This window comes from Paractinoplanes polyasparticus (assembly GCF_019710575.1).
GTDB lineage: Bacteria > Actinomycetota > Actinomycetes > Mycobacteriales > Micromonosporaceae > Actinoplanes > Actinoplanes polyasparticus.
In genome coordinates this window covers 194,494-218,038 of the sequence record NZ_JAHWFK010000034.1, presented here as the reverse complement: position 1 = coordinate 218,038, position 23,545 = coordinate 194,494, and the positions used below count along the sequence as shown (strand labels likewise).

Annotated in this window: 21 protein-coding genes; 18 read left to right on the top strand and 3 right to left on the bottom strand. The window is 69.5% G+C overall.

Translation table 11 applies throughout. The features are described 5' to 3' along the window. Positions 1 to 91 precede the first annotated feature (91 nt). Complete coding sequence (locus KXC43_RS31510) at positions 92 to 865, top strand: SDR family NAD(P)-dependent oxidoreductase (protein ID WP_221379821.1); 774 nt, start codon at positions 92 to 94, stop codon at positions 863 to 865. Here the strand turns inward: KXC43_RS31510 and KXC43_RS31505 are convergent. After that, entirely contained in the window at positions 862 to 1,818 is a 957-nt protein-coding gene (locus KXC43_RS31505; RefSeq protein WP_221379820.1) for an aldo/keto reductase, read from the bottom strand. The genes KXC43_RS31510 and KXC43_RS31505 overlap by 4 nt on opposite strands. A gap of 179 nt (positions 1,819 to 1,997) precedes the next feature. Between KXC43_RS31505 and KXC43_RS31500 the strand changes: the two genes are divergently transcribed. After that, positions 1,998 to 3,551: a beta-1,3-glucanase family protein gene (locus KXC43_RS31500; RefSeq protein ID WP_221379935.1), complete on the top strand. Its 1,554-nt coding sequence runs from the start codon at positions 1,998 to 2,000 to the stop codon at positions 3,549 to 3,551. Between the two features lie 61 nt (positions 3,552 to 3,612). Continuing rightward, positions 3,613 to 4,242 carry a Type 1 glutamine amidotransferase-like domain-containing protein gene (locus tag KXC43_RS31495; protein ID WP_221379819.1) on the top strand — a complete coding sequence of 210 codons (630 nt, stop codon included), beginning with the start codon at positions 3,613 to 3,615 and terminating at the stop codon, positions 4,240 to 4,242. A gap of 3 nt (positions 4,243 to 4,245) precedes the next feature. Here KXC43_RS31495 and KXC43_RS31490 read toward each other — a convergent pair whose 3' ends face one another. Both KXC43_RS31490 and KXC43_RS31485 read right to left on the bottom strand, forming a co-directional pair. Then, the gene (locus KXC43_RS31490) at positions 4,246 to 5,076 is read right to left on the bottom strand and encodes an SWIM zinc finger family protein (RefSeq protein ID WP_221379818.1); all 831 of its coding nucleotides are present in this window, start codon (positions 5,074 to 5,076) and stop codon (positions 4,246 to 4,248) included. Position 5,077: 1 nt separating this feature from the next. Beyond that, a complete protein-coding gene (locus tag KXC43_RS31485) occupies positions 5,078 to 8,176 on the bottom strand; it encodes a DEAD/DEAH box helicase (RefSeq protein WP_255645123.1) in 3,099 nt (1,032 codons plus the stop codon). Between the two features lie 88 nt (positions 8,177 to 8,264). Here KXC43_RS31485 and mqnC point away from each other — a divergent pair, with 88 nt between their 5' ends. The 15 genes from mqnC to nuoK all read left to right on the top strand — a co-directional run bounded on the left by mqnC (position 8,265) and on the right by nuoK (position 23,544). Beyond that, positions 8,265 to 9,506 carry a cyclic dehypoxanthinyl futalosine synthase gene (gene mqnC / locus KXC43_RS31480; protein WP_221379817.1) on the top strand — a complete coding sequence of 414 codons (1,242 nt, stop codon included), beginning with the start codon at positions 8,265 to 8,267 and terminating at the stop codon, positions 9,504 to 9,506. Between the two features lie 318 nt (positions 9,507 to 9,824). After that, the gene (locus KXC43_RS31475) at positions 9,825 to 10,520 is read left to right on the top strand and encodes a demethylmenaquinone methyltransferase (RefSeq protein ID WP_308129343.1); all 696 of its coding nucleotides are present in this window, start codon (positions 9,825 to 9,827) and stop codon (positions 10,518 to 10,520) included. Between the two features lie 147 nt (positions 10,521 to 10,667). Then, positions 10,668 to 10,937, top strand: coding sequence for a death domain-containing protein (locus tag KXC43_RS31470; RefSeq protein WP_221379815.1), 270 nt, complete (start codon positions 10,668 to 10,670; stop codon positions 10,935 to 10,937). 97 nt (positions 10,938 to 11,034) lie between these two features. Further along, on the top strand, positions 11,035 to 12,330 hold the full coding sequence (locus KXC43_RS31465) for a geranylgeranyl reductase family protein (RefSeq protein WP_221379814.1): 1,296 nt from the start codon (positions 11,035 to 11,037) through the stop codon (positions 12,328 to 12,330). A 109-nt stretch (positions 12,331 to 12,439) separates the two neighbouring features. Further along, a complete protein-coding gene (locus KXC43_RS31460; protein WP_221379813.1) occupies positions 12,440 to 12,805 on the top strand; it encodes an NADH-quinone oxidoreductase subunit A in 366 nt (121 codons plus the stop codon). Between the two features lie 6 nt (positions 12,806 to 12,811). Beyond that, positions 12,812 to 13,480 (top strand): NuoB/complex I 20 kDa subunit family protein, encoded by a 669-nt coding sequence (locus tag KXC43_RS31455; RefSeq protein ID WP_221379812.1) that lies wholly within the window; start codon positions 12,812 to 12,814, stop codon positions 13,478 to 13,480. Then, positions 13,477 to 14,205 (top strand): NADH-quinone oxidoreductase subunit C, encoded by a 729-nt coding sequence (locus KXC43_RS31450; protein ID WP_438870926.1) that lies wholly within the window; start codon positions 13,477 to 13,479, stop codon positions 14,203 to 14,205. The genes KXC43_RS31455 and KXC43_RS31450 overlap by 4 nt, the downstream gene beginning before the upstream one ends. Beyond that, positions 14,202 to 15,527 carry an NADH-quinone oxidoreductase subunit D gene (locus tag KXC43_RS31445; protein ID WP_221379810.1) on the top strand — a complete coding sequence of 442 codons (1,326 nt, stop codon included), beginning with the start codon at positions 14,202 to 14,204 and terminating at the stop codon, positions 15,525 to 15,527. Before KXC43_RS31450 ends, KXC43_RS31445 begins: the two co-directional genes overlap by 4 nt. Then, on the top strand, positions 15,528 to 16,640 hold the full coding sequence (nuoE, locus tag KXC43_RS31440; protein ID WP_221379809.1) for an NADH-quinone oxidoreductase subunit NuoE: 1,113 nt from the start codon (positions 15,528 to 15,530) through the stop codon (positions 16,638 to 16,640). It begins immediately after the preceding gene. Next, positions 16,637 to 17,953 carry an NADH-quinone oxidoreductase subunit NuoF gene (gene nuoF / locus KXC43_RS31435; RefSeq protein ID WP_221379808.1) on the top strand — a complete coding sequence of 439 codons (1,317 nt, stop codon included), beginning with the start codon at positions 16,637 to 16,639 and terminating at the stop codon, positions 17,951 to 17,953. The genes nuoE and nuoF overlap by 4 nt, the downstream gene beginning before the upstream one ends. A 1-nt stretch (position 17,954) precedes the next feature. Further along, positions 17,955 to 20,477, top strand: a complete 2,523-nt coding sequence (locus tag KXC43_RS31430; RefSeq protein ID WP_221379807.1) for an NADH-quinone oxidoreductase subunit G — start codon at positions 17,955 to 17,957, stop codon at positions 20,475 to 20,477. Next, on the top strand, positions 20,474 to 21,856 hold the full coding sequence (gene nuoH, locus KXC43_RS31425; RefSeq protein WP_221379806.1) for an NADH-quinone oxidoreductase subunit NuoH: 1,383 nt from the start codon (positions 20,474 to 20,476) through the stop codon (positions 21,854 to 21,856). The genes KXC43_RS31430 and nuoH overlap by 4 nt, the downstream gene beginning before the upstream one ends. A gap of 1 nt (position 21,857) precedes the next feature. Beyond that, positions 21,858 to 22,505, top strand: coding sequence for an NADH-quinone oxidoreductase subunit NuoI (gene nuoI / locus KXC43_RS31420; protein WP_221379805.1), 648 nt, complete (start codon positions 21,858 to 21,860; stop codon positions 22,503 to 22,505). Next, positions 22,505 to 23,248, top strand: coding sequence for an NADH-quinone oxidoreductase subunit J (locus tag KXC43_RS31415; RefSeq protein ID WP_221379804.1), 744 nt, complete (start codon positions 22,505 to 22,507; stop codon positions 23,246 to 23,248). The genes nuoI and KXC43_RS31415 overlap by 1 nt, the downstream gene beginning before the upstream one ends. Continuing rightward, positions 23,245 to 23,544: an NADH-quinone oxidoreductase subunit NuoK gene (gene nuoK, locus KXC43_RS31410; RefSeq protein WP_023357573.1), complete on the top strand. Its 300-nt coding sequence runs from the start codon at positions 23,245 to 23,247 to the stop codon at positions 23,542 to 23,544. Before KXC43_RS31415 ends, nuoK begins: the two co-directional genes overlap by 4 nt. Position 23,545: the final 1 nt, after the last annotated feature.

Here is a 23,545-nt window from a genome sequence, read left to right as displayed (position 1 = left end):
AGGATCGGCGAGGCTCGTTCTACTGACCGGCCTGGTGAGCTGGTGCCATGGAGAGGAGCAAGTTTCCACGTACGAAACAAGGGGTTGAATCATGCGAGTCGCGATCGTGCTCGGGGGCAGTTCCGGTATCGGGCAGGCGACGGCGGTCGAGCTGGCGCGGCGGGGGACCGGGGTCATCGTGACCTACAACGGGAATCCGGCCGGCGCCCAGCAGACAGTGGCTCTGGTCGAGAAGGAGGGTGGCACAGCCGTCGCGCTGCCTCTCGACATCGGCCGTACCGAGGGTTTCCCCGCGTTCCGTGACCAGGTCGTCGTCGCGTTGCGGGACACCTGGCAGCGGGACACCTTCGACTACCTGGTCAACAACGCCGGCTTCGGTGGCGGCGCGCCGTTCGCCGACACCACCGAGGAGCTGTTCGACCGGTTCATGCGGGTGCTGCTCAAGGGTCCGTATTTCCTGACCCAGACGATGTTGCCGCTGCTCGCCGACGGCGGCGCGATCGTCAACGTCAGCAGCGGGTCGGCGCTGCCCACCGGCCGGGTCGACGTCGGTTACTCGGCCTACGCCACGATGAAGGGCGGGCTCAACACGCTGACCAGGATGCTGGCCGCCGAGCTGGCGCCCCGGCGCATCCGGGTCAACGCGGTCTCGCCCGGCCCCACGCGCACCCGGCTGGCCGACGCGTCGGGCGTGGTCGGTTTCGAGGCCTACCCCGAGGTGATCCCGATGCTGATCGAGCAGACCGCGCTGGGCCGTCTCGGTGAGCCCGACGACGTCGGCGCGGCGATCGCCGGCCTGCTCTCGGACGAGAGCCGGTGGATCACCGCGCAGAACGTCGAGGTGTCGGGCGGGTTCGGCCTCTAGCTGGACAGCACCTCGTCGAGGGCGGCGACGTCCTCGGCGGTCAGCTGCCAGGCAGCCGCGGCGGCGTTGGCGTGCACCTGCTCGGCGGTCGTGGCGCCGGCGATCACGCTGGTCACGGCGGGTCGTGCGGCGAGGCCGGCGATGGCCACCTCGAGCAGGCTGTGGCCGCGGTCGGCGCCGAAGTTCTTGAGCGCCTCGATGGTGTCCCAGTCGGCGCCGTCGATCCAGCGCTGGTAGCGGGGGAGCGACAGCCGGGTGCCCGCGGCCGGCTTCTGGTCGCGGCTGTACTTGCCGCTGAGCAGACCCGAGTCGAGCGGGAAGAACGGCAGCAGGCCCAGCCCGAACTGCTCGCAGGCCGGCACGACCTCGGTCTCGACCTCGCGGTGGAGCAGGCTGTACTGGTTCTGGGCGCTGATGAACGGGGTCAGGTTGCCGGCCCGGGCCGTCCAGTCGGCGTCGGCGATCTGCCAGCCCGCGAAGTTCGAGTTGCCCAGGTAGCGCACCTTGCCCGAACGCACCAGGTCGTCGAGGGCGGACAGCGTCTCGTCGATCGGGGTCTTCGGGTCGGGGGTGTGCAGCTGGTAGAGGTCGATGTAGTCGGTCTCGAGCCGGCGCAGCGAGGCCTCGACCGCGCGCACGATGTAGCGCCGCGAGCCGCGGGCGCCGAAGTCGTTGCCGTTCTGGCCCTCCATGTCGAGCCCGAACTTGGTCGCGACCACGACCTCGTCCCGGCGGCCCTTGAGCGCGGCGCCCAGGCATTCCTCGGAGGCGCCGTGCGGGGTGCCGTAGACGTCGGCCGTGTCGAACAGCGTGATCCCGGCGTCGAGGGCGGCGTCGACGACCTCGCGGGTGCCGTCGGCGTCGAGCTTGCGGCCGAAGTTGTTGCAGCCGATGCCCACGACGGAGACGACCAGGCCCGAGGCGCCCAGCCGGCGGTAGCTCATCTCACTCATGAGCAGAACCCTATGCCCGAAGGTGCCGACGTTTGCCCGGGACGCCACGACATCGGCTTGCATCTATTGACACAGTTCCGAAACAAAAAGGAACCTTTTCTGAGAGCGCTCTCCCCCATCCCGCCTCTGCGGAAGGTGTCCCCGTGCGTACCCTTTTGCGAGCCTTGGCCGCGCTGGTCATGACCGTCCCGGTCGTGGCCGCGATATCCCCACCAGCGGCTCAAGCCATCGGCCCGAACGTGCTGCCCGTCACCGTCTCCAACAACACCGGCCGCGGCGACGCGGTCTACCTGTACGTCATCGGCATCCAGCTGTCGTCCGGCCGTCTCGGGTACGTCAACCAGGCCGGCACCTTCTCGCCGTGGACCGGCGGGGCGCTGCCCCCGGCGCCCGCGCCCGACGTCTCCATCCCCGCCGCCGGCAACGGCGGAAACACCACGATCGGGTTCCCGCGGGGCTTCTCGGGCCGGGTCTACTTCTCTCTCGGCGAGAAGCTCAAGTTCTTCCTCACCCCGGACGGCCTGGTGCAGCCGGCGCCGTGGGCGGGCGGGGACGCGAACGCGAACATCCTGTTCGACTGGAGCGAGTTCACGTACAACGACGCCGGGCTGTGGCTCAACAGCTCACAGGTCGACATGTTCGCCGTGCCGCACGCGGTGTCGGTGACCGGAGCCTCGGGCGCGTCGAAGCGCACGGGTGACCTGGTCGCGAACGGCCGGGACAACATCATCAACACGCTGCGCGGAACACCGGGGTGGGCCGACACGGTCCGTACGCGTTCCGACGGAACCGTGCTGCGGGTGCTCGCACCGGGCAAGGCCGCGGGCGCCGGGCTCTTCAACACCACCTACCTGGACCCGTACATCGCGTCGGCCTGGAACGCGTACACGACCAAGACGCTGACCGTCGTGCCGTTCGGCGACCAGCCCAACACGCGCTACTTCGGCCGCACCTCGGGCAACGTCATGCGCTTCACCAACTCGGCGGGCGCGCAGGTGGCGCAGTTCAACCGGCCGTCGTCGGCGTCGGTGTGGGGCTGCGACGGCGACCTGCCGGCGCCGAACGACCAGGTTGTGGGGCCGATTTCCCGTACGCTGTGCGCCGCGCTCAACCGCGGGACGCTCGGCACGATCGACACCCAGCCCAGCCTGAACGCGGCCGACTTCTACAAGAGCAACCCGACCAACGTGTACGGCAAGGCGATCCACGCGAACATGCAGGACGGCAAGGCCTACGCGTTCGCCTTCGACGACGTCGGCGCCTTCGAGTCGCTGGTGCACGACGGGGACCCGCGGTCGGCCGGCATCCACCTGACCGCCTTCACCGGCGGTGGCGGCTCGAACCCGCAGCCGACCGGCGTACCGGTGATCAGCTCGCTCAACAACAAGTGCATCGACGTGCCGAGCGGCAACTTCGTCGACAGCGCCCCGCTGCAGATGTGGACCTGCAACAACAGCGGCGCCCAGAAGTGGACCTTCACCGGCGGCACGCTGCAGGCCGGCGGCAAGTGCATGGACGTGCAGGCGGCGGGCACCGCCAACGGCTCGGCGATCCAGCTCTACACCTGCAACGGCACCGCGGCCCAGCAGTTCGTGCTGAGCGGCGCCGGTGACCTGGTCAACCCCCAGGCCAACCGGTGTGTCGACATCAAAGAGGTGAACCCGAACGACGGCGCCCGTCTGCACCTGTGGGACTGCGTCGGCGCCTCGAACCAGAAGTGGCGCAAGGGCTGACACGACGTCTCCGCCGCGGACCGGTTGGGGCCGGTCCGCGGCGGAGAACTACGTTGTCTCAGTGATCTTTCTCGGGGGTGGCGGCAGCGAGCACGACGAGTCCCAACTGTGGGACGAAGTTTTCCGGCCTGGCGCCCGCCTCGCCGTCTGGCCCGACGCCATGCCGCGTCCACAGTGGCCTGCGACCCGGAACTGGTTCCGTCAGGCGTTGGCCCCGCGCGGAGAATTCGCCTTCGTCGAAGCCGTCGCCGACGCGGACGTGCTGGTCATTCCCGGTGGGAACACCTTCGACCTGCTCTTCGCCGTACGCGATCGGCTGGCCGGCCTGACCACCTTCCTGGCACGCGGCGGCCATGTGTACGGCGGAAGCGCGGGCGCCATCCTGCTGGGCGCCGACATCGCGATCGCCGGCATCCTCGACCCCAACGACGTCGGGCTGACCGACACCACCGGCGCCGACCTGCTCTCCGGTTGCGTGGTCTTCCCGCACTACACCGCCGACCAGGCGTCCATCGCCCGGGCCTGGTCGCGCGACCACGACGTGACCGTCCTGGCGATCCCCGAAACGGCCGGCCTGATTGTCGACGGCGAGCGGGCGCGCAACGTCGGGCCGTCCGCCGTCGAGGTCTTCACGCCCGGCTCCGTCACCCCCTGTGCCGCCGGCGAGGCCGTCAAGCTCGGCGCGAGCTGACCCTCAGGCGTCGGGCGGGGCGCCCAAGTCCCGATAGGCGGGGCGCAGCAGGTCGGTCAGGGGGATGTGGCGTACGCGGACCGGTGGGGCATCGAGGGCCCGCAGCAGCAGTTCGGGCGGAGCGGTCACGCGGGACGGACGTTCCCGCAGGCGGCTCAGGCTGATCGCCGGAGTGAAGTAGTCGGTGAGGTGATCCTCCAGAGAGGACTCCTCGACGGCCAGCGGATCCACCGGCGGGGCAGGCTCGGGGGTGCCGCGCAGAGCGTCGAGCAGTGCCTCGCGAGGGCGCCCGCGCCAGGCCAGCACCAGGAACGGGTCGTCGTCGAAGGCCTCGGCCAGCACGTAGAGCACCGCCGAGCCGTGCTTGCAGGGGACGCTCCAATCAGGACAGCTGCAGCGGATGTCGAGGCGTTCGGGGAAGAGCGGCGCCTCGTGCGCAGCGAACAGGTCGACGATCTCGTGCGGCATCTCGCCCGCGAGCAGCGCCGCGCGATAGAGCGCTTGTGAACCGAGCGCCTCCGTCAGCTCCATCCACTGTGTGTCGTCGAACGCGGTGATGTCGATCGTGACTTCGTACGGCTGGGGCCGGGAACCCTGCACGCGGCCGGTGACCCGGCCGGGAGCCAGCGCGAAGTCCATCACCTGGCCCTTGCGCGCATAGGCCCGGCCGCGGGCGAGCCGGCCACCGTCGCAGATCTGCTCGAGCACGTCGACGAAGCGGCGCGACCACCACTGCTCGCCGATCTTGCCGCGCTTGGCCCGGACGGCGATGCCGCCCTCGACCTCGATGGCCCGGCCACCCTCGAAAAATCGTCCATTCTGGTCGATCGGCATGTCAGCGCACCGCCGCCGGGTCGAGCGCGAACAGTTCGCGCAGCTGGTCGGTGTTCAGGTCGGTGATCCAGTCCTCGCCCGTGCCCACCACCGAGGAGGCGAGCGCCTTCTTGCGCTCGATCATCGCGTCGATCTTCTCCTCCAGCGTGCCCGTGCAGATGAACTTACGAACCTGCACATTGCGCGACTGTCCAATGCGGAAGGCGCGGTCGGTGGCCTGATTCTCGACCGCCGGATTCCACCACCGGTCGAAGTGGACGACATGGTTGGCCGCCGTCAGGTTGAGGCCGGTGCCGGCCGCCTTGAGCGAGAGCAGGAACAGCATCGGCTCGTCGTCGTTCTGGAACCGCTCGACCAGGTCGTCCCGCTTCGCCTTCGAGAGTCCACCGTGGAGCCAGAGCACCGGCCGGTCGAGATGCGCCGCCAGATAGGGCTGGAGCAGGGAGCCCCATTCCGAGTACTGCGTGAAGACCAGGGCCTTGTCGCCGTCCTCGATGATCTCTTCGGCCAGTTCCTCCAGGCGGGCCAGCTTGCCCGAGCGCGCGGGCAGACGCGAACCGTCCTTGAGCAGGTGGGCGGGGTGATTGCAGACCTGCTTGAGTTTGGTCATCGCGGCCAGCACGTTGCCCCGGCGCTGAATGCCCTCGCTGCCCGAGATGGCTTCCATCATGTCCTCGACGACGGCCTGATAGAGCGTCGCCTGCTCGGGCGTGAGGGTGCACCAGACCTTCATCTCGTTCTTCTCGGGCAGATCCGAGATGATCGTCTTGTCGGTCTTGAGGCGCCGCAGGACGAACGGCCCGGTGGCCCGCTTCAGGGCGGCGGCGGCGTCCTCGTCCTGCCGCACCTCGATCGGCTCCTGGAAGCGGCGCCGGAACCGCTTGGCCGGTCCGAGCAGCCCCGGGTTGCAAAAGTCCATGATGGACCACAGTTCGGCCAGGTGGTTCTCGACGGGCGTGCCGGTCAATGCGAGACGGGAACGGGCCGGGACAGCGCGGACGGCCTGCGCCTGACGGGTGCCGCTGTTCTTGATGGCCTGCGCCTCGTCGCACACCACGCGTCCCCAGTGGACGCTGCGCAACGCCTCCAGGTCACGCACCGCGGTGCCGTACGTCGTGACCACGAGATCCGCACTCCGCACGGCAGCGTCGAAGTCGGCCCCACGCTGGCGGGTTCCGCCATGGTGCACGTAGACCCGCAGGCTGGGCGCGAACTTGGCCGCCTCCTTGTGCCAGTTGCTGACCAGAGACATAGGACAGATGAGCAGAGTCGGCGCGACCTCGGGTGGCTGGAGGAACTCGGGCACTGCAGACTCCGAAGTGGAGCTCGCATCGGCCCGCTCGGCCAGAAGCAGGGACAGCGTCTGAGCCGTCTTGCCCAGGCCCATGTCGTCGGCGAGGATGCCGCCCAAACCCAGGCGGGACAGGAAGTGCAGCCAGGAAAGGCCGCGTTCCTGGTACGGGCGCAGGCTGCCCTGGAAGGTGGGCGGCGTCGGAACCGGGGTCAGCCGCTCGGCCGCCTGCCCGGAGAGCAGGTCGCCGAGCATGCCGTCGGCGTCGACCTCGACCAGCGGCAGGTCTTCCTCACCGCCGTCGACCACCTGCTGGAGCACCTCGCCCGCGGTCAGCTCGCCCTCGCGGCGCTTGCCGACCGCCTTGAGTGCCGCGCGCAGCTGGCGGTCGTCGAGCTCGACCCACTGGCCCCGCACCCGGACGAGGGGAACCTTGAGCCGGGCCAGCTCGGCCAGCTCCTCAGCGGTGACCGCAGCCTCGCCGATGACCAGGTCGAGCCGGAAGTCGACCAGCTCGTCGAGACCGAAGCCGGAATCGGCCATCGCCTTCGACCCGCTGCTGCGAGACTTGGACCGGGTTGTCAGCTTGAGCCCGACCGCCTTGCGGCCGGCCCAGGCGGGCAGTTGCACACCGAACCCGGCCGCCTGCAGCAGCGGCGCCGCCTGCTGCAGGAACTCGTGCGCCTCGGCGGTGTCGAGCTCCATGGCGGCGGGTTCCTGATCGCGCAGGGCCACGTGCAGCAGCCGGAACAACCGCACCGCCCGGCCGAGCCCGGCCAGCAGCGTCTCGTCGGGTCGCGGCGGCAGCCCGGGGAAGCGGCCACCGGCCCACACCTCGGCGGCCGGAAGGTAGAGACTCGGGTCCTCGGCCGACTGCAGAGCGAACTCGAGGCCCCACATGTCGGTCTCGGGCGCCGGTTCGCGCAGCCGGAAGCTGACCCGGATCGGGCCGTTCGCCTCGTGCGCGGCCCGCAGCCATTCGTCGAGCGCCGCCCGCAGGTCACGCTCCTCCCCGGGCCGGGCGCCGGGCAGGGCCGGATCGTCAGCGGTGAGTGCGGCTATCCAGCGGTCGGGCAGGGGCGCCTTCGGTCCCGCGCGATGGCCGAGCAGAATCCGCTCGGGCATGACCGTGCGCGCGGCCCCGTCGACCAGCGCCTCGACGGCGTCCCGCAGAGTCGGGCCCACCCCGCCGCCGGTGGCGCGGACGACGGCGGGCATGGCGGTGGCGAAATCACGGTGCGTGGCGGCGTCGGCGCCGGTCAGCACCGGGCGCCAGCGAGCGGTGGCCACGCCGGCCTCGGTCACCAGCTGGGGCAGCAGGCGACCCCGGCGGGCGAGATCGCAGGCGTGGCCGGCCAGGACGCTGAGATACCGCAGGGAGGACCCGGCCAGCCAGGACGCGGCGGGATCGGGATCGGAGAGAGCGCCCAGTGCGGTCAGCGCGGAGTCACCGGGCACCAGCAGGACAGGCACGTTCCACGCGCCGAGCCGGACACCGCGGGTGGCGGGCTCGGCGCCGGTGTCGGGGGAGGGCAGCGGTCCGCGTGCCGTGCCGGGCAGCTGAAGTGTCTGCGTGCCGGTCGTGGCCGGGGCGAGCGCTTCGCCGACATCATCCGACGATTCGGTCAGCGCCGTCAGCAGCGTCTCGGCGGCGACAGCGAAGGGATGGGCCCGCTGCTGCGCTCGGGAACCGGTGGTCAGGGGCAGGGCCGGATCCTCGGCCCAGAGAGCGAGCTGACCCTGGCGGCCCGCGCCCGGCACCCAGCCACCATGCACGACGAGCACATCCACCCCCTGGAAGAAACTCATCGAGAGTAACGAGGCGGCGCCCGAAGTGCTCATTGCCACGCGACCAGCAGACTGACGACAGGGGAGGCGGGGACGTAACCTCGACAACGTGACGGCGAACCCGGAGATCGACAGCATCCTGCAGCGAGCCGCCGACGGCGGGCGGATCACGCCCGAGGAGGCGCTGCTCATCTACACGGAAGCGCCCTTCCACGCGCTGGGTGAGGCTGCTGACGCTGTCCGCCGCCGGCGCCACCCCGAGGGCATCGTCACCTATCTGATCGACCGCAACATCAACTACACGAACGTCTGCGTGACGGCCTGCAAGTTCTGCGCCTTCTTCCGCGCGCCCAAGCACAATGAGGGCTGGGCCCACCCGATGGAAGAGATTCTGCACCGCTGCGGCGAGGCGCTCGATCTCGGCGCCACCCAGGTGATGCTGCAGGGCGGCCACCACCCCGAGTTCGGCGTGGAGTACTACGAGAACCTCTTCTCCTCGGTCAAGCAGGCCTATCCGCAGCTCGCCATCCACTCGATCGGCCCCAGCGAGATCCTGCACATGGCCAAGGTCTCGGGCGTCTCGATCGAGGACGCCGTCGTCCGGATCAAGGCGGCCGGGCTCGACTCGATCGCCGGGGCCGGGGCCGAGATGCTGCCCGACCGGCCGCGCAAGGCCATCGCCCCGCTCAAGGAGAGCGGCGCCCGCTGGCTCGAGGTGATGGCGGTCGCGCACCGCAACGGCCTCTCGTCGACGGCCACGATGATGATGGGCACGGGCGAGACGCACACCGAGCGCATCGAGCACATCCGGATGATCCGCGACGTACAGGACCTGGCGGTGGCCAACGGCTACCGCGACGACGCGGTGGAGACCAGCCACGACGTCGGAGGTTTCCGGGCTTTTATTCCGTGGACCTATCAGCCCGAGAACAACCACCTCAAGGGTCGCACCCAGGCCACGACGATGGAATACCTGCGGTTCCTGGCGATGTCCCGGCTGTTTTTCGACAACGTGTCCCACCTGCAGGCGTCCTGGCTGACCACCGGCAAGGACGTCGGCCAGCTCTCGCTGCACATCGGCGTCGACGACCTCGGCTCGATCATGCTGGAGGAGAACGTGATCTCCTCGGCCGGCGCCCGGCACCGGTCCAACCTGCACGAGCTGATCTGGATGATCCGCACCGGCGACCGCATCCCGGCCCAGCGCGACACCCTCTACCGCCACCTGGCGGTGCACCGTACGCCGGCCGACGACCCGACCGACGACCGCGTGGTCTCGCACTTCTCATCGATCGCGATGCCCGGCGGCGGCGCCGGCCGCACCCAGCTACCGCTGGTCGAAGCGTCCTGACAGCCAGTCGCGGTTGACCGTTCGGTCAGGTGTCGCTCCCCGAACCGGGGAGGGCGGGTTGCTCCTCGGTAACGAGGAGCGTGAACCTCTGTTGCCGGTGTTACGGGCCTGGTTACGGTGCCTGCGTAACACCGAGAACTTCATCCCCGGGACTTGATCAGCCCGGTGATGGCCGCGGACCCGACCGATGGCGGTCGTATATATAACGCACAAGGAACGGGCGGGATGGGTAACCATCCCGCCCGTTCTGTATGCCGGCGTTCAGTCCAGTTCAGGGTGGCGGGCGGGGGCGGCCGCACGGGTGAGAGAGTTGGATGCGTGACGCGCGCAGACCTGGACAAGCAGCCGCATGAGGTCGCCGAGATGTTCGACGGCGTGGCCGAGCGGTACGACCTGACCAACACGGTGCTCTCCTTCGGGCAGGATCGTGGTTGGCGGCGGGCGACGCGTGCGGCGCTGGCTCTGCGGCCGGGCGAGCGGGTGCTCGACGTGGGCGCCGGCACCGGCATCTCGACCGAGGAACTGGGCCGGTCGGGAGCGTTCGCGGTGGGTGCCGACCTCTCCACCGGCATGCTGCTGGCCGGCCGCCGCGCGCGGCCGAGGGTGCCGCTGGTCGCCGGGGACGCGCTGCGGCTGCCGTTCGCCGACGAGACGTTCGACGCGGTCACGATCTCGTTCGCGCTGCGCAACGTGGTGGATGTCGAGGGCGCGCTGCGGGAACTGGGCCGGGTCACGCGGCCGGGCGGGCGGCTGGTGGTGTGCGAGTTCAGCCACCCCGTCAACGCGCCCTTCCGCACCGTCTACATGGGGTACGTCATGCGCTCGCTGCCGGCTGTCGCCCGCTCCGTGTCGAGCAACCCCGACGCGTACGTGTATCTGGCCGAGTCGATCCGCGCCTGGCCCGACCAGCCGGCCCTGGCCGGGCGAATCGCCGCGGCCGGGCCGTGGAGCCGGGTGGGCTGGCGGAACCTCACCGGCGGCATCGTCGCGCTGCACCGGGCCACCAAAGCCTGAGGCGCTCCGCACCGGGCCACCAAGGCCTGAGGCACGCTGTACCAGGCCGCCAAGGCCTGAAGCGCGATGCACGGGCCGCGACCGCCTAAAGAGGGTAAAAACGGGCTTTGGCCCCGAAACGCGCCGAACGCTGTTTGGCTCGGTTTCATGACGACGTTCGGGCACCTCGAAGACACCGACATCGACATCGCGATCGACGAGAGCGAAGCCGGCGAGCGCCGCGGCATGGAGCTCGCCACCCGCCTCCGCCTGGTCGCCGCGCAGGACCCTGACCTGGCCCAGGAGCTGGTCGACAACCTGATCGTGGCCCTCGACAAGGCCATGGAGGGCAACTTCCGGGACTTTCTGGACGGCGATGCCCGTACCGCAGCCGACAGAGTTCTCACACAGGGCAATTCACCCGGCCGAAACAGTTAGGGTTCCCTTACCGGAACGACCGTCGATGGCCGTCCTAGACTCCGACTTGGGCCGCTTGTGAACTGTTTCACGAGCCGCTGCGAGACGGAGGTGTGGCGTGCGCAACCAAGTACCATCCGGACTCATCGCCGACGAGGCTGATGTCATCGTCGTCGGAGCCGGTCCGGGCGGCTCAGCGGCGGCCTATCACCTGGCGCGGCACGGACTCAGAGTCCTGCTGCTGGAAAAGACCGAGTTCCCGCGCGAAAAGGTCTGCGGCGACGGGTTGACCCCGCGCGCCGTCCGCCAGCTCGTGCGCATGGGCATCGACACCTCCGAGAAGGCCGGCTGGCTGCAGAACAAGGGCCTGCGGGTGATCGGTGGCGGCGTACGCCTCGAACTCGACTGGCCCGACCTGGCCAGCTTCCCCAGCTACGGCCTGGTGCGCACCCGCCTGGATTTTGACGACATGCTCGCGAACCGGGCCGTCGAGGCCGGTGCCATCCTGCGTACCGGCGTGAACGTGACCGGTCCGGTGCTCGACGAGGACGGCCGGGCGATCGGTGTCGAGGCCAAGAGCGGCCCGGGCAAGGAGCTCGTGCAGTTCCGGGCTCCGCTGGTCATCGCGGCCGACGGCGTCTCGGGCAAGCTCCCGATCGCGATGGGCCTGGCCAAGCGCGACGACCGCCCGCTCGGCGTGGCCGTCCGGCGCTACTACCAGTCGCCGGTCCGGGCCGACGACGACTACCTCGAGTCCTGGCTCGAGCTGCGCAGCTCGACCGACCGCGACCGCCTGCTCCCCGGCTACGGCTGGATCTTCGGCTTGGGCGACGGCCGGGTCAACGTGGGCCTGGGCATCCTCAACAGCTCGAGCGCGTTCGGCAAGACCAACTACCGCGCGATGCTCACCGACTGGCTGGCCGGAACCCCGGCCGACTGGGGACTGCGCGACGAGGCCAACGCGGACGGCCCGATCCTGGGCGCCGCCCTGCCGATGGGCTTCAACCGGGTTCCGCACTACACCCGCGGCATGATGCTGGTCGGCGACTCCGGCGGCATGGTCAACCCGATGAACGGCGAGGGCATCGCGTACGCGATGGAGAGCGGCGAGCTGGCGGCCGAGGTCGCGGTTCAGGCGCTCGCCCGCCCGGCCGGCGCCGACCGCGAGCGTGCGCTGCGGGCCTATCCCACGGAACTCAGCCTGCGGTTCGGCGGTTATTACCGGCTCGGTGGCGTGTTCGTGAAGTTGATCGGGAACCCTCAAATCATGCGGATCGCCACCAAACATGGCATGCCGCATCCGACACTGATGCGGTTCGTTCTGAAACTGCTGGCCAATCTGACCGACCCGCGCGGCGGCGACGCGATGGACCGCGTGATCAACGGGCTGACGAAGGTCGCCCCGGCAGTATGAGCACCCCGCACGAATCTCGGTCAAAACGGACTAATAGTGTGCAACAGCTGAGTACGACCGCAGCGGAACACAGAAGGAAAACCGTTCGGAAAGTCGAGCAGGAGAGATCATGACGGTCAACCCCTACGTCCCGATCGTCGGGTTACTGATCCTCGGCGCGCTCTTCGCGTTGTTCTCGGTGTCGATCGCCCCGATCGTCGGCCCGCACCGCTACAACCGCGCCAAACTCGACGCGTACGAGTGCGGGATCGAACCGGCGCCGCAGCCCGTGGGCGGCGGGCGCTTTCCGGTCAAGTTCTATCTGACCGCGATGCTCTTCATCATCTTCGACATCGAGACCATCTTCCTGTACCCGTGGGCCGTCTCCTTCGGAGCGCTCGGCCTCTTCGGATTCGTCGAGATGGTTCTCTTCATCGTCACCGTCTTCATCGCCTACACGTACGTGTGGCGGCGTGGCGGACTGAACTGGGACTGATGCGTCATGGGTATCGAAGAGAAACTCCCTGCCGGAATCCTGCTCACCTCCGTCGAGAAGGTCTCGAACTGGGCCCGTAAGTCCTCGTTCTGGGGCGCGACCTTCGGCCTGGCCTGCTGTGCCATCGAAATGATGGCCGCCGGCGGCCCGCACTACGACCTCGGCCGGTGGGGCATGGAGGTCTTCCGGGCCTCGCCCCGTCAGGCCGACCTGATGATCGTCGCGGGCCGGGTGAGCCAGAAGATGGCCCCCGTCGTCCGCCAGATCTACGACCAGATGCCCGAGCCGCGCTCGGTGATCTCGATGGGCGTGTGCGCCTCGTCCGGCGGCATGTTCAACAACTACGCCATCGTGCAGGGCGTCGACCACATCGTCCCGGTCGACATCTACCTGCCCGGCTGCCCGCCGCGGCCCGAGATGCTGATCGACGCCATCCTCAAGATGCGCGAGAAGGTCATGGCGGCGCCGCTCGGCCCGAACGGCAAGAAGATGCTCGAGGCACGCCGGGCCGAGGGCAAGCTGCCGATCGTGGCGCCGGGCGCGATGCCGTCGTCGTACCGGGTCGACAAGACCCGGCGCGCGGAATGGACCCAGGCGGTCAAGGAAGGCCGCGAGGAACAGCTGCGCATCGAGAACTGGATGAAACTCCAGCCCCACCTCCGGGAGGGCAAGTGACCATCGAACCGAACGAGTCCAGCACCGGTGGTGTGCCGGTCAGCGCCGACCCGGTCGGCGCCGACGTCAACGCGCCGGCCCAGGTGCCGTCGAGCCCGCGTAAGGGCATGTTCGGCATCACCGGCACCGGCGACGTCTCCGGCTTCGGCGGCCTGGTCCGCCGGCACCCCGAGATCGTCGGCACCGCCAAGCCCTACGGCGGGTACTTCGACGAGGTCACCGATGCGCTCGAGGAGGCGTACCCCGGTTTCGCCGACGCCATCGAGAAGGTCGTCGTCGACCGCGGCGAGCTGACCCTCCACATCAAGCCCGAGCGGGTCCTCGAGGTCGCCCAGATCATGCGGGACGACGAGGCGCTGCGCTTCGAGCTGTGCTCCTCGGTGTCCGGCGTGGACTACCTGAACAGCGACGCCCGCCGGCTGCACGTGATCTACCACCTGACCTCGATGACCTACCGCCGCCGGGTACGCCTCGAGGCGGCCATCCCGGCCGGCGGCAGCCTCCCCAGTGTCACCAGCGTCTACCCGACCGCCGACTGGCAGGAGCGGGAGACGTACGACATGTTCGGGGTGGTCTTCACCGGCCACCCGAACCTGACCCGGGTGCTGATGCCGGACGACTGGGAAGGCTTCCCGCAGCGCAAGGATTACCCGCTCGGCGGCGTGCCCGTCGAGTACAAGGGCGCCGAGATTCCGCCTCCTGACCAGCGGAGGGTCTACCAATGACACAGTCCGGATACGCAAGCGAACGAGAGACCACCGAGGGCCGCGTCTTCACGGTCACCGGCGGCGACTGGGACACGGTCACGGGCAGTGTCGACCCGCTGAGCAACGAGAAGATCGTCGTCAACATGGGTCCGCAGCACCCGTCCACGCACGGCGTGCTGCGGCTGGTGCTCGAGCTCGAGGGCGAGACGGTCCAGGAGGTCCGTCCCGTTGTCGGCTACCTCCACACCGGCATCGAGAAGAACCTCGAATACCGCAACTGGACGCAGGGCACCACCTTCGTGACGCGCGCCGACTACCTCGCGCCGCTGTTCAACGAGGCCGGTTACTGCCTCGCGGTCGAGAAGCTGCTCGGCATCACCGACGACATCACCGAGCGGGCCAACACGATCCGGGTGCTCTTCATGGAGCTCAACCGGATCTCGTCACACCTGGTGTGGCTGGCCACCACGGGCATGGAGCTCGGCGCGATCTCGATGATGCTCTACGGCTTCCGTGAGCGTGAGTACATCCTCGACATCTTCGAGGAGACCACCGGCCTGCGGATGAACCACGCGTACTTCCGCCCGGGCGGCGTCGCGCAGGACATCCCCGACTCGGCGATCAAGAAGATCAGGGACTTCCTCGTCTACCTGCCCAAGAAGCTCAAGGAATACGAGGACATGCTCTCCGGCCAGGTCATCTGGCAGGAGCGCACCCAGGGCGTGGCGATCCTCGACGTCACGGGCTGCCTGGCGATGGGTGTCACCGGCCCGGTGCTGCGCTCCGCGGGCCTCGCCTGGGACCTGCGCAAGACGATGCCGTACTGCGGGTACGAGAACTACGAGTTCGACGTGCCGACCGCCACCACGGCCGACGTCTGGGGCCGCTACCAGGTGCGCCTGGCCGAGATCCGGGAGTCGCTCAAGATCGTTGAGCAGGCGCTCGACCGGCTCCGGCCGGGCCCGATCTTCATCAGCGACAAGAAGATCGCCTGGCCCGCGCAGCTGGCCGTCGGCCTGGACGGCATGGGCAACTCGCTCGAGCACGTGGCCAAGATCATGGGCCAGTCGATGGAGTCGCTCATCCACCACTTCAAGCTCGTCACCGAGGGCTTCCGAGTGCCGCCGGGACAGGTCTACGTCTCGATCGAGCACCCGCGGGGTGAGCTGGGCGTGCACGCCGTCTCCGACGGTGGCACCCATCCCTACCGGGTCCACATGCGGGACCCGAGCTTTGTGAACCTCCAGGCCATCCCCGCGATGGCCGAAGGCGCGCTGCTGGCCGACGTGATCGCCGGCGGAGCGTCCCTGGACCCCGTGATGGGTGGGTGTGACCGCTAAATGTCCGACTCCACTATCGAATTCTCCCCGGCCGCCGCTGCCCTGGCCGAGGAGCTGCTGCCCGCAGCCCTCGAGATCATCGCCCGCTACCCGGAGGGCCGCAGCCGTTCGGCGCTGCTGCCGCTGCTGCACCTCGTGCAGACCGAGGAGGGGCACGTCAGCCCGAACGGCGTGGCCTTCTGCGCCGAGGTGCTGGGGATCAACAAGGCCCAGGTCGGCGCCGTCGCGACGTTCTACACGATGTACAAGCGGCGGCCGACCGGCGAATACCTGGTCAGCGTGTGCACCAACACGCTGTGCAACGTGCTGGGCGGCCAGGAGGTCTACGACGAGCTGTCCGAGCACCTCGGTGTCGGGCACGACGAGACCACGGCCGACGGCCGCATCACGCTGGAGCACGCCGAGTGCCTGGCCGCCTGCGACTACGCGCCGGTGGTGACGGTCAACTACGACTTCGCCGTCGACCAGGCCACCCCCGAGACGGCGATCGGCCTGGTCGACCAGCTGCGCAACGGCGAGCGGCCCACGCCGACCCGCGGCGCGCGCATCTGCTCGCTCAAGGACATGCAGCTCCAGCTGGCCGGTTTCGCCGACATCCGCGACGGTGCGGTGGCCGACGGCCCGGCCGGGGCGCCCACGCTGCGCGGCGTGACGCTGGCCCAGGAGCACGGCGTCGCGGTGGCCGACTTCAACCCGGACACCCCGATCACGAAGACCAAGCCCTCGCCGCGGGAAGAGAACCGCGGCAAGGTCGCCACGGTCGTCGACAAGGTCAAGGGCGCCGTCAGCAGCGTCGCTTCCGGGCACGCCGGGAAGACGACCCGGGCCGGCGACGTCAAGGATCCCCAGACCCGTACGGCGGAGCAGCGCAACCCCGACGCGAGCACGCCCGACAAGACCGGGACGGCCGACGAGAAGAAGCCCGTGCCGACGAACGCGGCCGAGGCGGCCGGTGCCGCCAGTAACGCCCCGGCGGGCGACGGCAAGCCGGCCGGCGACACGGAGCGCGGCGAAAGCATCGTCAGCCAGGAGGCGGCCAAGCGGAAGCCCGCCGGCACGGACCCCAACCCGGGATGGCAGAACGTGCCCCGCGGCGAGAAGGAGGAGAAATGACTCAGCCCCGGCGTGAGGTTCTCCAGAAGCTGACCCCCGTTCTCACCAAGCGCTGGCTGTCGCCGGACGCCTGGAAGATGGACGTCTACGAGCGGCTCGACGGCTACGCGGCTCTCCGCAAGGCCTTGGACGTCCACCCCGACGACCTCATCCAGCTGATCAAGGACTCGGGGCTGCGCGGCCGCGGCGGCGCCGGCTTCCCGACCGGTCTCAAGTGGGGCTTCATCCCGCAGGGCGACGGCAAGCCGCACTACCTCGTGATCAACGCGGACGAGGGTGAGCCGGGCACCTGCAAGGACCTGCCCCTGATGACGTACGACCCGCACTCGCTGATCGAAGGGGCGATCATCGCCTCGTACGCGATCCGCGCGAACCGGGCGTTCATCTACATCCGCGGCGAGGCCGTCCACGCGGCCCGCCGGCTGCGCAACGCGGTCGCCGAGGCCAAGGCCAAGGGCTACCTGGGCAAGAACATCCTGGGCTCGGGGTTCGACCTCGAACTCGTGGTGCACAGCGGCGCCGGCGCCTACATCTGCGGCGAGGAGACGGCGCTGCTCGACTCGCTCGAGGGCTTCCGCGGCCAGCCCCGGCTGCGGCCGCCGTTCCCGGCCATCGCGGGCCTCTACGCCAGCCCCACGGTGGTCAACAACGTCGGCACGATCGCCTCGGTGCCGTACATCGTGCTCGGCGGGGCCGACTGGTGGAAGAGCATGGGCACGGAGAAGTCGTCCGGCCCGATGATCTATTCGCTCTCCGGCCGCATCGCCAACCCGGGCCAGTACGAATGTGGCCTCGGCATCACGCTGCGGGAGCTCATCGAGCTGGCCGGCGGCATGAAGCCCGGCCACAACCTGAAGTTCTGGACCCCGGGCGGCTCGTCGACGCCGCTGCTCACGGCCGAGCACATCGACACCGCGATGGACTTCGAGGGCGTCGCCGCGGCGGGCTCGATCCTGGGCACCACGGCGATGCAGATCTTCAGCGACCAGGACTGCCCGGTCTACGCGACCTGGCGGTGGCTCGAGTTCTACCACCACGAGTCGTGCGGCAAGTGCACCCCGTGCCGCGAGGGCAACTACTGGATGGTGCGGACCTACCGCCGGATCCTGTCCGGCGAGGGCACGTACGCCGACCTGGACACCCTGCAGGACACGGCCGACAACATCTTCGGCCGCTCGTTCTGCGGCCTGGGCGACGGCGCCGCGACGCCGGTCATGTCGACCCTGAAGTTCTTCCGCCAGGACTACCTGGACTACATCGAGGGCCGGACAGCGCCGCGCTTGTCCGCCAAGGCCCTGGTTGGAGCGCACTGACATGACCGACGTGGCCAAGAAGACCGATACCGTCACGCTCACCATCGACGGGATCGAGGTCACCGCCGAAAAGGGCGAGCTGGTCATCCGCGTCGCCGAGCGGATGGGCATCGCGATCCCCCGGTTCTGCGACCACCCGCTGCTCGCCCCGGCCGGCGCTTGCCGTCAGTGCCTGGTCGACATCGAGGGCCAGCGCAAGCCGGTCGCCTCGTGCACCCAGACGGTGGCCGAGGGCATGGTGGTCAAGACCCAGCTCACCTCCGAGGTGGCGGCCAAGGCGCAGGGCGGCGTGATGGAGTTGCTGCTCGCCAACCACCCGCTGGACTGCCCGACCTGCGACAAGGGCGGCGAGTGCCCATTGCAGAACCAGGCGATGACCAACGGGCGGGCCGACTCGCGCTTCAAGGAGCACAAGCGCGAGTACGAGAAGCCGATCCACATCTCCAGCCAGGTGCTGCTCGACCGTGAGCGGTGCATCCTGTGCCAGCGCTGTACCCGGTTCTCCGAGGAGATCGCGGGCGACAAGTTCATCGACCTGATGGACCGCTCGTCCGGCGAGCAGATCAACGTCTACCGCGACGACTTCTTCGGCGGGGAAGGCACGGGCGACGGCCAGGCCGGCGACGGCGAGGGCGACGTCCCCTTCAACTCGTACTTCTCGGGCAACACGATCCAGATCTGCCCGGTGGGCGCGCTCACCGGCGAGCAGTACCGGTTCCGGGCCCGCCCGTTCGACCTCGTCTCGACGCCGACCGCCTGCGAGCACTGCGCCGCGGGGTGCTCGATGCGGGCCGACCACCGCCGGGGCAAGGTGTTGCGCCGGCTCGCCGGCGACGACCCGGCGGTGAACGAGGAGTGGAACTGCGACAAGGGCCGCTGGGGCTTCCAGTACCAGACCGCCGACGACCGGATCATGACGCCGCTGCTGCGCGACGCCCGCACCGGTGAGCTGCGCGAGGCGTCCTGGAGCGAGGCCCTGCTGGCCGCGGCCGAGGGTCTCACGGCGGCGCGGGGCAACGGCGGCGTCGGGGTGCTGGCCGGCGGGCGGCTCACGGTGGAGGACGCGTACGCGTACGCGAAGTTCGCCCGGCTCGCCCTCGGCACGAACGACATCGACTTCCGGGCCCGCCCGCTCAGCGCCGAGGAGGCCGACTTCCTGGCTGCCTCGGTCGCCGGGGTCTCCGACGTCACGTACGAGGACGTCGAGAACGCGCCCTCGGCAGTCATCGTCGGGCTCGAGCCCGAGGACGAGTGCCCGATCCTCTTCCTGCGCCTGCGCAAGGGTCACACCCGCAAGAAGCTGCAGGTCACGGCCGTAGCGCCGTTCCTGTCGCGCGGTTTCGAGAAGCTCGGCGCGGCTCTGGTGCCGGCAACGCCCGGCGACGAGGCCCGGCTGCTGGCCGGCGACCCGGCGGTCGCCGCCGCACTCGCCGCGCCCGGCGCCCTGCTGATCGTCGGCGAGCGCCTGGCCACGGTGCCCGGTGCTCTCTCGGCGGCGGCCGCGCTCGGGGCCCGCACCGGCGCCCGCCTCGCGTGGGTGCCCCGCCGGGCCGGCGACCGCGGCGCGATCGACGCCGGCTGCCTGCCCAACCTCCTGCCGGGCGGACGTCCGGTCAGCGACCCCGCCGCCCGGGCCGAGATCTCGCTGGCCTGGGACACCGAGGCGGGCAAGCTGCCCACCGCTCCGGGCCGGGACACGGACGCCATCGTCGCGGCTGCGGCGGCCGGTCAGCTCGGCGGCCTGCTGGTCGCCGGTGTCGACCCGTCCGACCTGGCCGACCCGCGGCTGGCCGAGCAGGCGCTCGACGCGGCCGGATTCGTGGTCAGCCTCGAGCTGCGGCACAGCGCGGTCACCCGGCGCGCCGACGTCGTCCTCCCGGTCGCCCCGGCGGCTGAGAAGTCCGGCACCTACCTCAACTGGGAGGGCCGGCTGCGGTCCTTCGAGACGGTGCTGCCGACCACGGCGATGACCGACGGCCGGGTGCTCGAGGCGATCGCCGCCCTCATCCCTTCCAACCACCCCGCCGCTGCCCAAGAAACGACTAAAGGCATCTCTTTGGGCACCGGCGATGTGATGGCTATCCGCCGCGAGCTCGGCACGATGCCGCCGACCCGCTCGGCGCGCTCGGTGGCCCCCGCGGTCGCCGCGACGGCGCTGCCCGGCACCGGCGAGCACGAGGCAGTGCTGGCCACCTGGCGTCAGGCGATCGACCAGGGTTCGCTGCTCGAGGGCGACGACGTGCTGGCCGGCACCGCTCGGCCGCCGGTGGTCCGGATCAGCAGGGCCCTGGCCGCGGGGCTCGGCGTGATCGACGGTGACGCGGTCACCGTCGCCACCGACCGCGGCGCGATCACTCTGCCGGCCGAGGTCACCCGCGAGCTGCCGCCGCACGTGGTGTGGCTGCCCACCAACTCGCCCGGCTCGACCATCGGTCGCAGCCTCGGCGTCACCGCGGGTGCGGTCGTCCGGCTCACTGCCGGCCGGCCTGGCCCGGTCCTCGCCTCGTCGGAGGTCACCGCATGAACACGTCGATTCTCGCGGCCCACGCCGTGGACCCGACGCTGCAGACGTTCGAGAACGACATCTGGTGGATCTCGCTCATCAAGTTGCTCGGCGTCTTCGTACTGCTGCTCCTGCTGACGCTCTTCACGATCGTCTACGAGCGCAAGGTCGTGGCCCGGATGGCGGTGCGGCCCGGGCCCAACCAGGTCGGGCCCTGGGGCATCCTGCAGAGCCTCACCGACGGCGTGAAGCTGCCGTTCAAGGAAGAGATCATCCCGAAGACGGCCGACAAGGTCGTCTACTTCATCGCCCCGGTGATCTCGGCGACGGTCGCCTTCACGGCGTTCTCGGTGATCCCGTTCGGCGGCGTGGTCAACATGTTCGGCCAGCAGACCGCCCTGCAGCTCACCGACGTGCCGGTCTCGGTGCTCGTGCTGCTGGCGTGCTCGTCGATGGCCGTCTACGGCGTGGTGCTCGCGGGCTGGGCGTCCGGTTCGACCTACCCCCTGCTGGGTGGTCTGCGGTCGAGTGCGCAGATGATCTCGTACGAGGTCGCGATGGGTCTGTCGATCGTGGCGGTCTTCATGACGGCCGGCTCGATGAGCACCTCGCAGATCGTGGCCGCCCAGGCCCACGGCAACCCGGTCAGCCTCTTCGGCTGGGAAGTGACCACGCCGAGCTGGTACGCGGTGCTGCTGCTGCCCAGCTTCATCATCTACTGCATCGCGGCCGTCGGTGAGACCAACCGCGCCCCGTTCGACCTGCCCGAGGCGGAGTCCGAGCTGGTCGGCGGCTTCCACACCGAGTACTCGTCGTTCAAGTTCGCGCTGTTCTTCCTGGCCGAGTACATCAACATGATCACCGTCTCGGCCTTCGCGACCACGCTGTTCCTCGGCGGCTGGCGGGCGCCGTGGCCGATCACCGGGTGGTGGGAGGGCGCGAACTCGAGCTACTTCCCGCTGATCTGGTTCTTCGGCAAGGTGCTCCTGCTGCTGTTCGGTTTCATCTGGCTGCGGGCCACGCTGCCTCGCATGCGCTACGACCAGTTCATGCGCTTCGGCTGGAAGGTCCTCATCCCGGTCAACCTGGTGTGGATCCTCTTCCTGAGCTACGTCAAGATCGCCAACAACGAGCTCTCGCAGCAGGCCAAGTGGTTCTCGATCGTCGGCATCGTGGTCGTGATCCTGCTGGTCGCCATGCTCTGGCCGGCCGCGCGCAAGCCACGACAGCTGTCGATCGAGGAAGAGCTGGCCGCCCGACCACCGGGAAGCTTCCCCGTGCCGCCGATGGATCTCCAGGTTCCACCCAGCCCACGTGCCCGCCGCGCGGTGGCCGAACGGACTCCCGCCACGGTCGGCGGCGACTCCGCCCTGCCCCCCGAAGAAAACAAGGAGGTGTGACGTGGGTACGTTCACCGGCTCGTTCAAGGGCTTCGGGGTGACCTTCGCGCACATGTTCCGCAAGGTCGTCACGACCGACTACCCGTTCACACCGCCGACGCCGGCCCCGCGCTATCACGGCCGGCACATCCTCAACCGGCACCCGGACGGCCTGGAGAAGTGCATCGGCTGCGAGCTGTGCGCCTGGGCCTGCCCGGCCGACGCGATCTATGTCGAGGGCGCCAACAACACCGACGAGGAGCGTTACTCGCCCGGTGAGCGCTACGCCGGCATCTACCAGATCAACTACGCCCGCTGCATCTTCTGCGGGCTCTGCATCGAGGCCTGCCCGACCCGCTCGCTCACCATGAGCAATGAGTACGAGCTGGCCCGCGACAGCCGGCAAGACCTGATCTTCACGAAGAAGGAACTGCTGGCCCCGCTGCTGCCCGGCATGGAGCAGCCGCCGCACCCGATGCGCCTGGGCGGCACCGACAAGGACTACTACCTCGGCGCGCTCGACAACCCGGGCACGTCGGTCGGCGCCGAGCGGGCGCCGTGGTCGGAGTCGGGCACCGAGGACGCGGCCACCGCCGTCGACGCCGACGCCCGGCCCGAGACCGCGGGCACGTTGCGCCGCCCCGGCCAGTCCGCGAAGGAGGCCGTGTGATGGACCATGTGTCCACCGGCGAAGCGGTCGCCTTCTGGATCCTCGGCTCCATCGCCGTCATCGGCGCGCTCGGCATGGTGCTGGCCCGTAACGCGGTCCACTCCGCGCTCTGGCTCGTGGTGACGATGCTCTGCCTGGGCTTCCTCTACGTGGTCAACGCGGCGCCGTTCCTGGGCGCGGTGCAGATCATCGTCTACACCGGCGCGATCATGATGTTGTTCCTCTTCGTGCTCATGCTGGTCGGCCGGGACGCCTCGGACTCCCTGATCGAGACGCTGCGCGGCCAGCGGGTGGCCGCTGTGCTGCTCGGCGTCGGCTTCGCGGCCCTGGTCGGCACGGGCCTGGCCCGTTCGCTCGGCGACACCACCGCGGTCGGGCTGACCGACGCGAACGCCAACGGCAACGTGGAGGGGCTCGCCTCGCTGCTGTTCACCCGGTACGTGTTCGCCTTCGAGATCACGTCGGCGCTGCTGATCACGGCGGCCGTGGGCGCGATGATCATGGCTCACGTCGAGCGCGACAAGGCCGACATCGTCGGCCAGGCGACCCGGATGAAGCAGCGGTTCCGGCCGGGCAACTACCCGGGCGCCAAGCCCGGCCCGGGCGTCTACGCCAACACCATGTCGGTCGCCGCGCCCGCGCGGCTGCCCGACGGGAACGGCTCCGAGCGCAGCATCTCCCCGATCCTGCCCATCCGTGAGCTCACGGCGGATGAGGCGGCTCCGAAGGGAACCGACAAATGACCCCCGACTACTACCTGGTGCTTGCGGCGATCCTGTTCACCATCGGCGCCGCCGGGGTGCTCGTTCGCCGCAACGCCATCGTGCTCTTCATGTGCATCGAGCTCATGCTCAACGCCGCGAACCTCGCGCTGGTGACCTTCAGCCGCATCAACGGCACCCTGGACGGCCAGATCATCTCGTTCTTCGTGATGGTCGTCGCGGCCGCCGAGGTCGTGGTGGGTCTCGCGATCATCATGTCGATCTTCCGTACGCGGCGCTCGGCGAGCGTCGACGACGCGAACCTTCTGAAGTACTAAA

What these genes read in the sequence shown, in the direction of transcription:
- KXC43_RS31510 (WP_221379821.1), top strand. Translation starts at nt 92, where the DNA reads ATGCGAGTCGCGATCGTGCTCGGGGGCAGTTCCGGTATCGGGCAGGCG.
- KXC43_RS31505 (WP_221379820.1), bottom strand. Translation starts at nt 1,818, where the DNA reads ATGAGTGAGATGAGCTACCGCCGGCTGGGCGCCTCGGGCCTGGTCGTC.
- KXC43_RS31500 (WP_221379935.1), top strand. Translation starts at nt 1,998, where the DNA reads ATGACCGTCCCGGTCGTGGCCGCGATATCCCCACCAGCGGCTCAAGCC.
- KXC43_RS31490 (WP_221379818.1), bottom strand. Translation starts at nt 5,076, where the DNA reads ATGCCGATCGACCAGAATGGACGATTTTTCGAGGGTGGCCGGGCCATC.
- KXC43_RS31485 (WP_255645123.1), bottom strand. Translation starts at nt 8,176, where the DNA reads ATGAGTTTCTTCCAGGGGGTGGATGTGCTCGTCGTGCATGGTGGCTGG.
- KXC43_RS31470 (WP_221379815.1), top strand. Translation starts at nt 10,668, where the DNA reads ATGACGACGTTCGGGCACCTCGAAGACACCGACATCGACATCGCGATC.
- KXC43_RS31460 (WP_221379813.1), top strand. Translation starts at nt 12,440, where the DNA reads ATGACGGTCAACCCCTACGTCCCGATCGTCGGGTTACTGATCCTCGGC.
- KXC43_RS31455 (WP_221379812.1), top strand. Translation starts at nt 12,812, where the DNA reads ATGGGTATCGAAGAGAAACTCCCTGCCGGAATCCTGCTCACCTCCGTC.
- KXC43_RS31445 (WP_221379810.1), top strand. Translation starts at nt 14,202, where the DNA reads ATGACACAGTCCGGATACGCAAGCGAACGAGAGACCACCGAGGGCCGC.
- nuoE (WP_221379809.1), top strand. Translation starts at nt 15,528, where the DNA reads ATGTCCGACTCCACTATCGAATTCTCCCCGGCCGCCGCTGCCCTGGCC.
- nuoF (WP_221379808.1), top strand. Translation starts at nt 16,637, where the DNA reads ATGACTCAGCCCCGGCGTGAGGTTCTCCAGAAGCTGACCCCCGTTCTC.
- KXC43_RS31430 (WP_221379807.1), top strand. Translation starts at nt 17,955, where the DNA reads ATGACCGACGTGGCCAAGAAGACCGATACCGTCACGCTCACCATCGAC.
- nuoH (WP_221379806.1), top strand. Translation starts at nt 20,474, where the DNA reads ATGAACACGTCGATTCTCGCGGCCCACGCCGTGGACCCGACGCTGCAG.
- KXC43_RS31415 (WP_221379804.1), top strand. Translation starts at nt 22,505, where the DNA reads ATGGACCATGTGTCCACCGGCGAAGCGGTCGCCTTCTGGATCCTCGGC.
- nuoK (WP_023357573.1), top strand. Translation starts at nt 23,245, where the DNA reads ATGACCCCCGACTACTACCTGGTGCTTGCGGCGATCCTGTTCACCATC.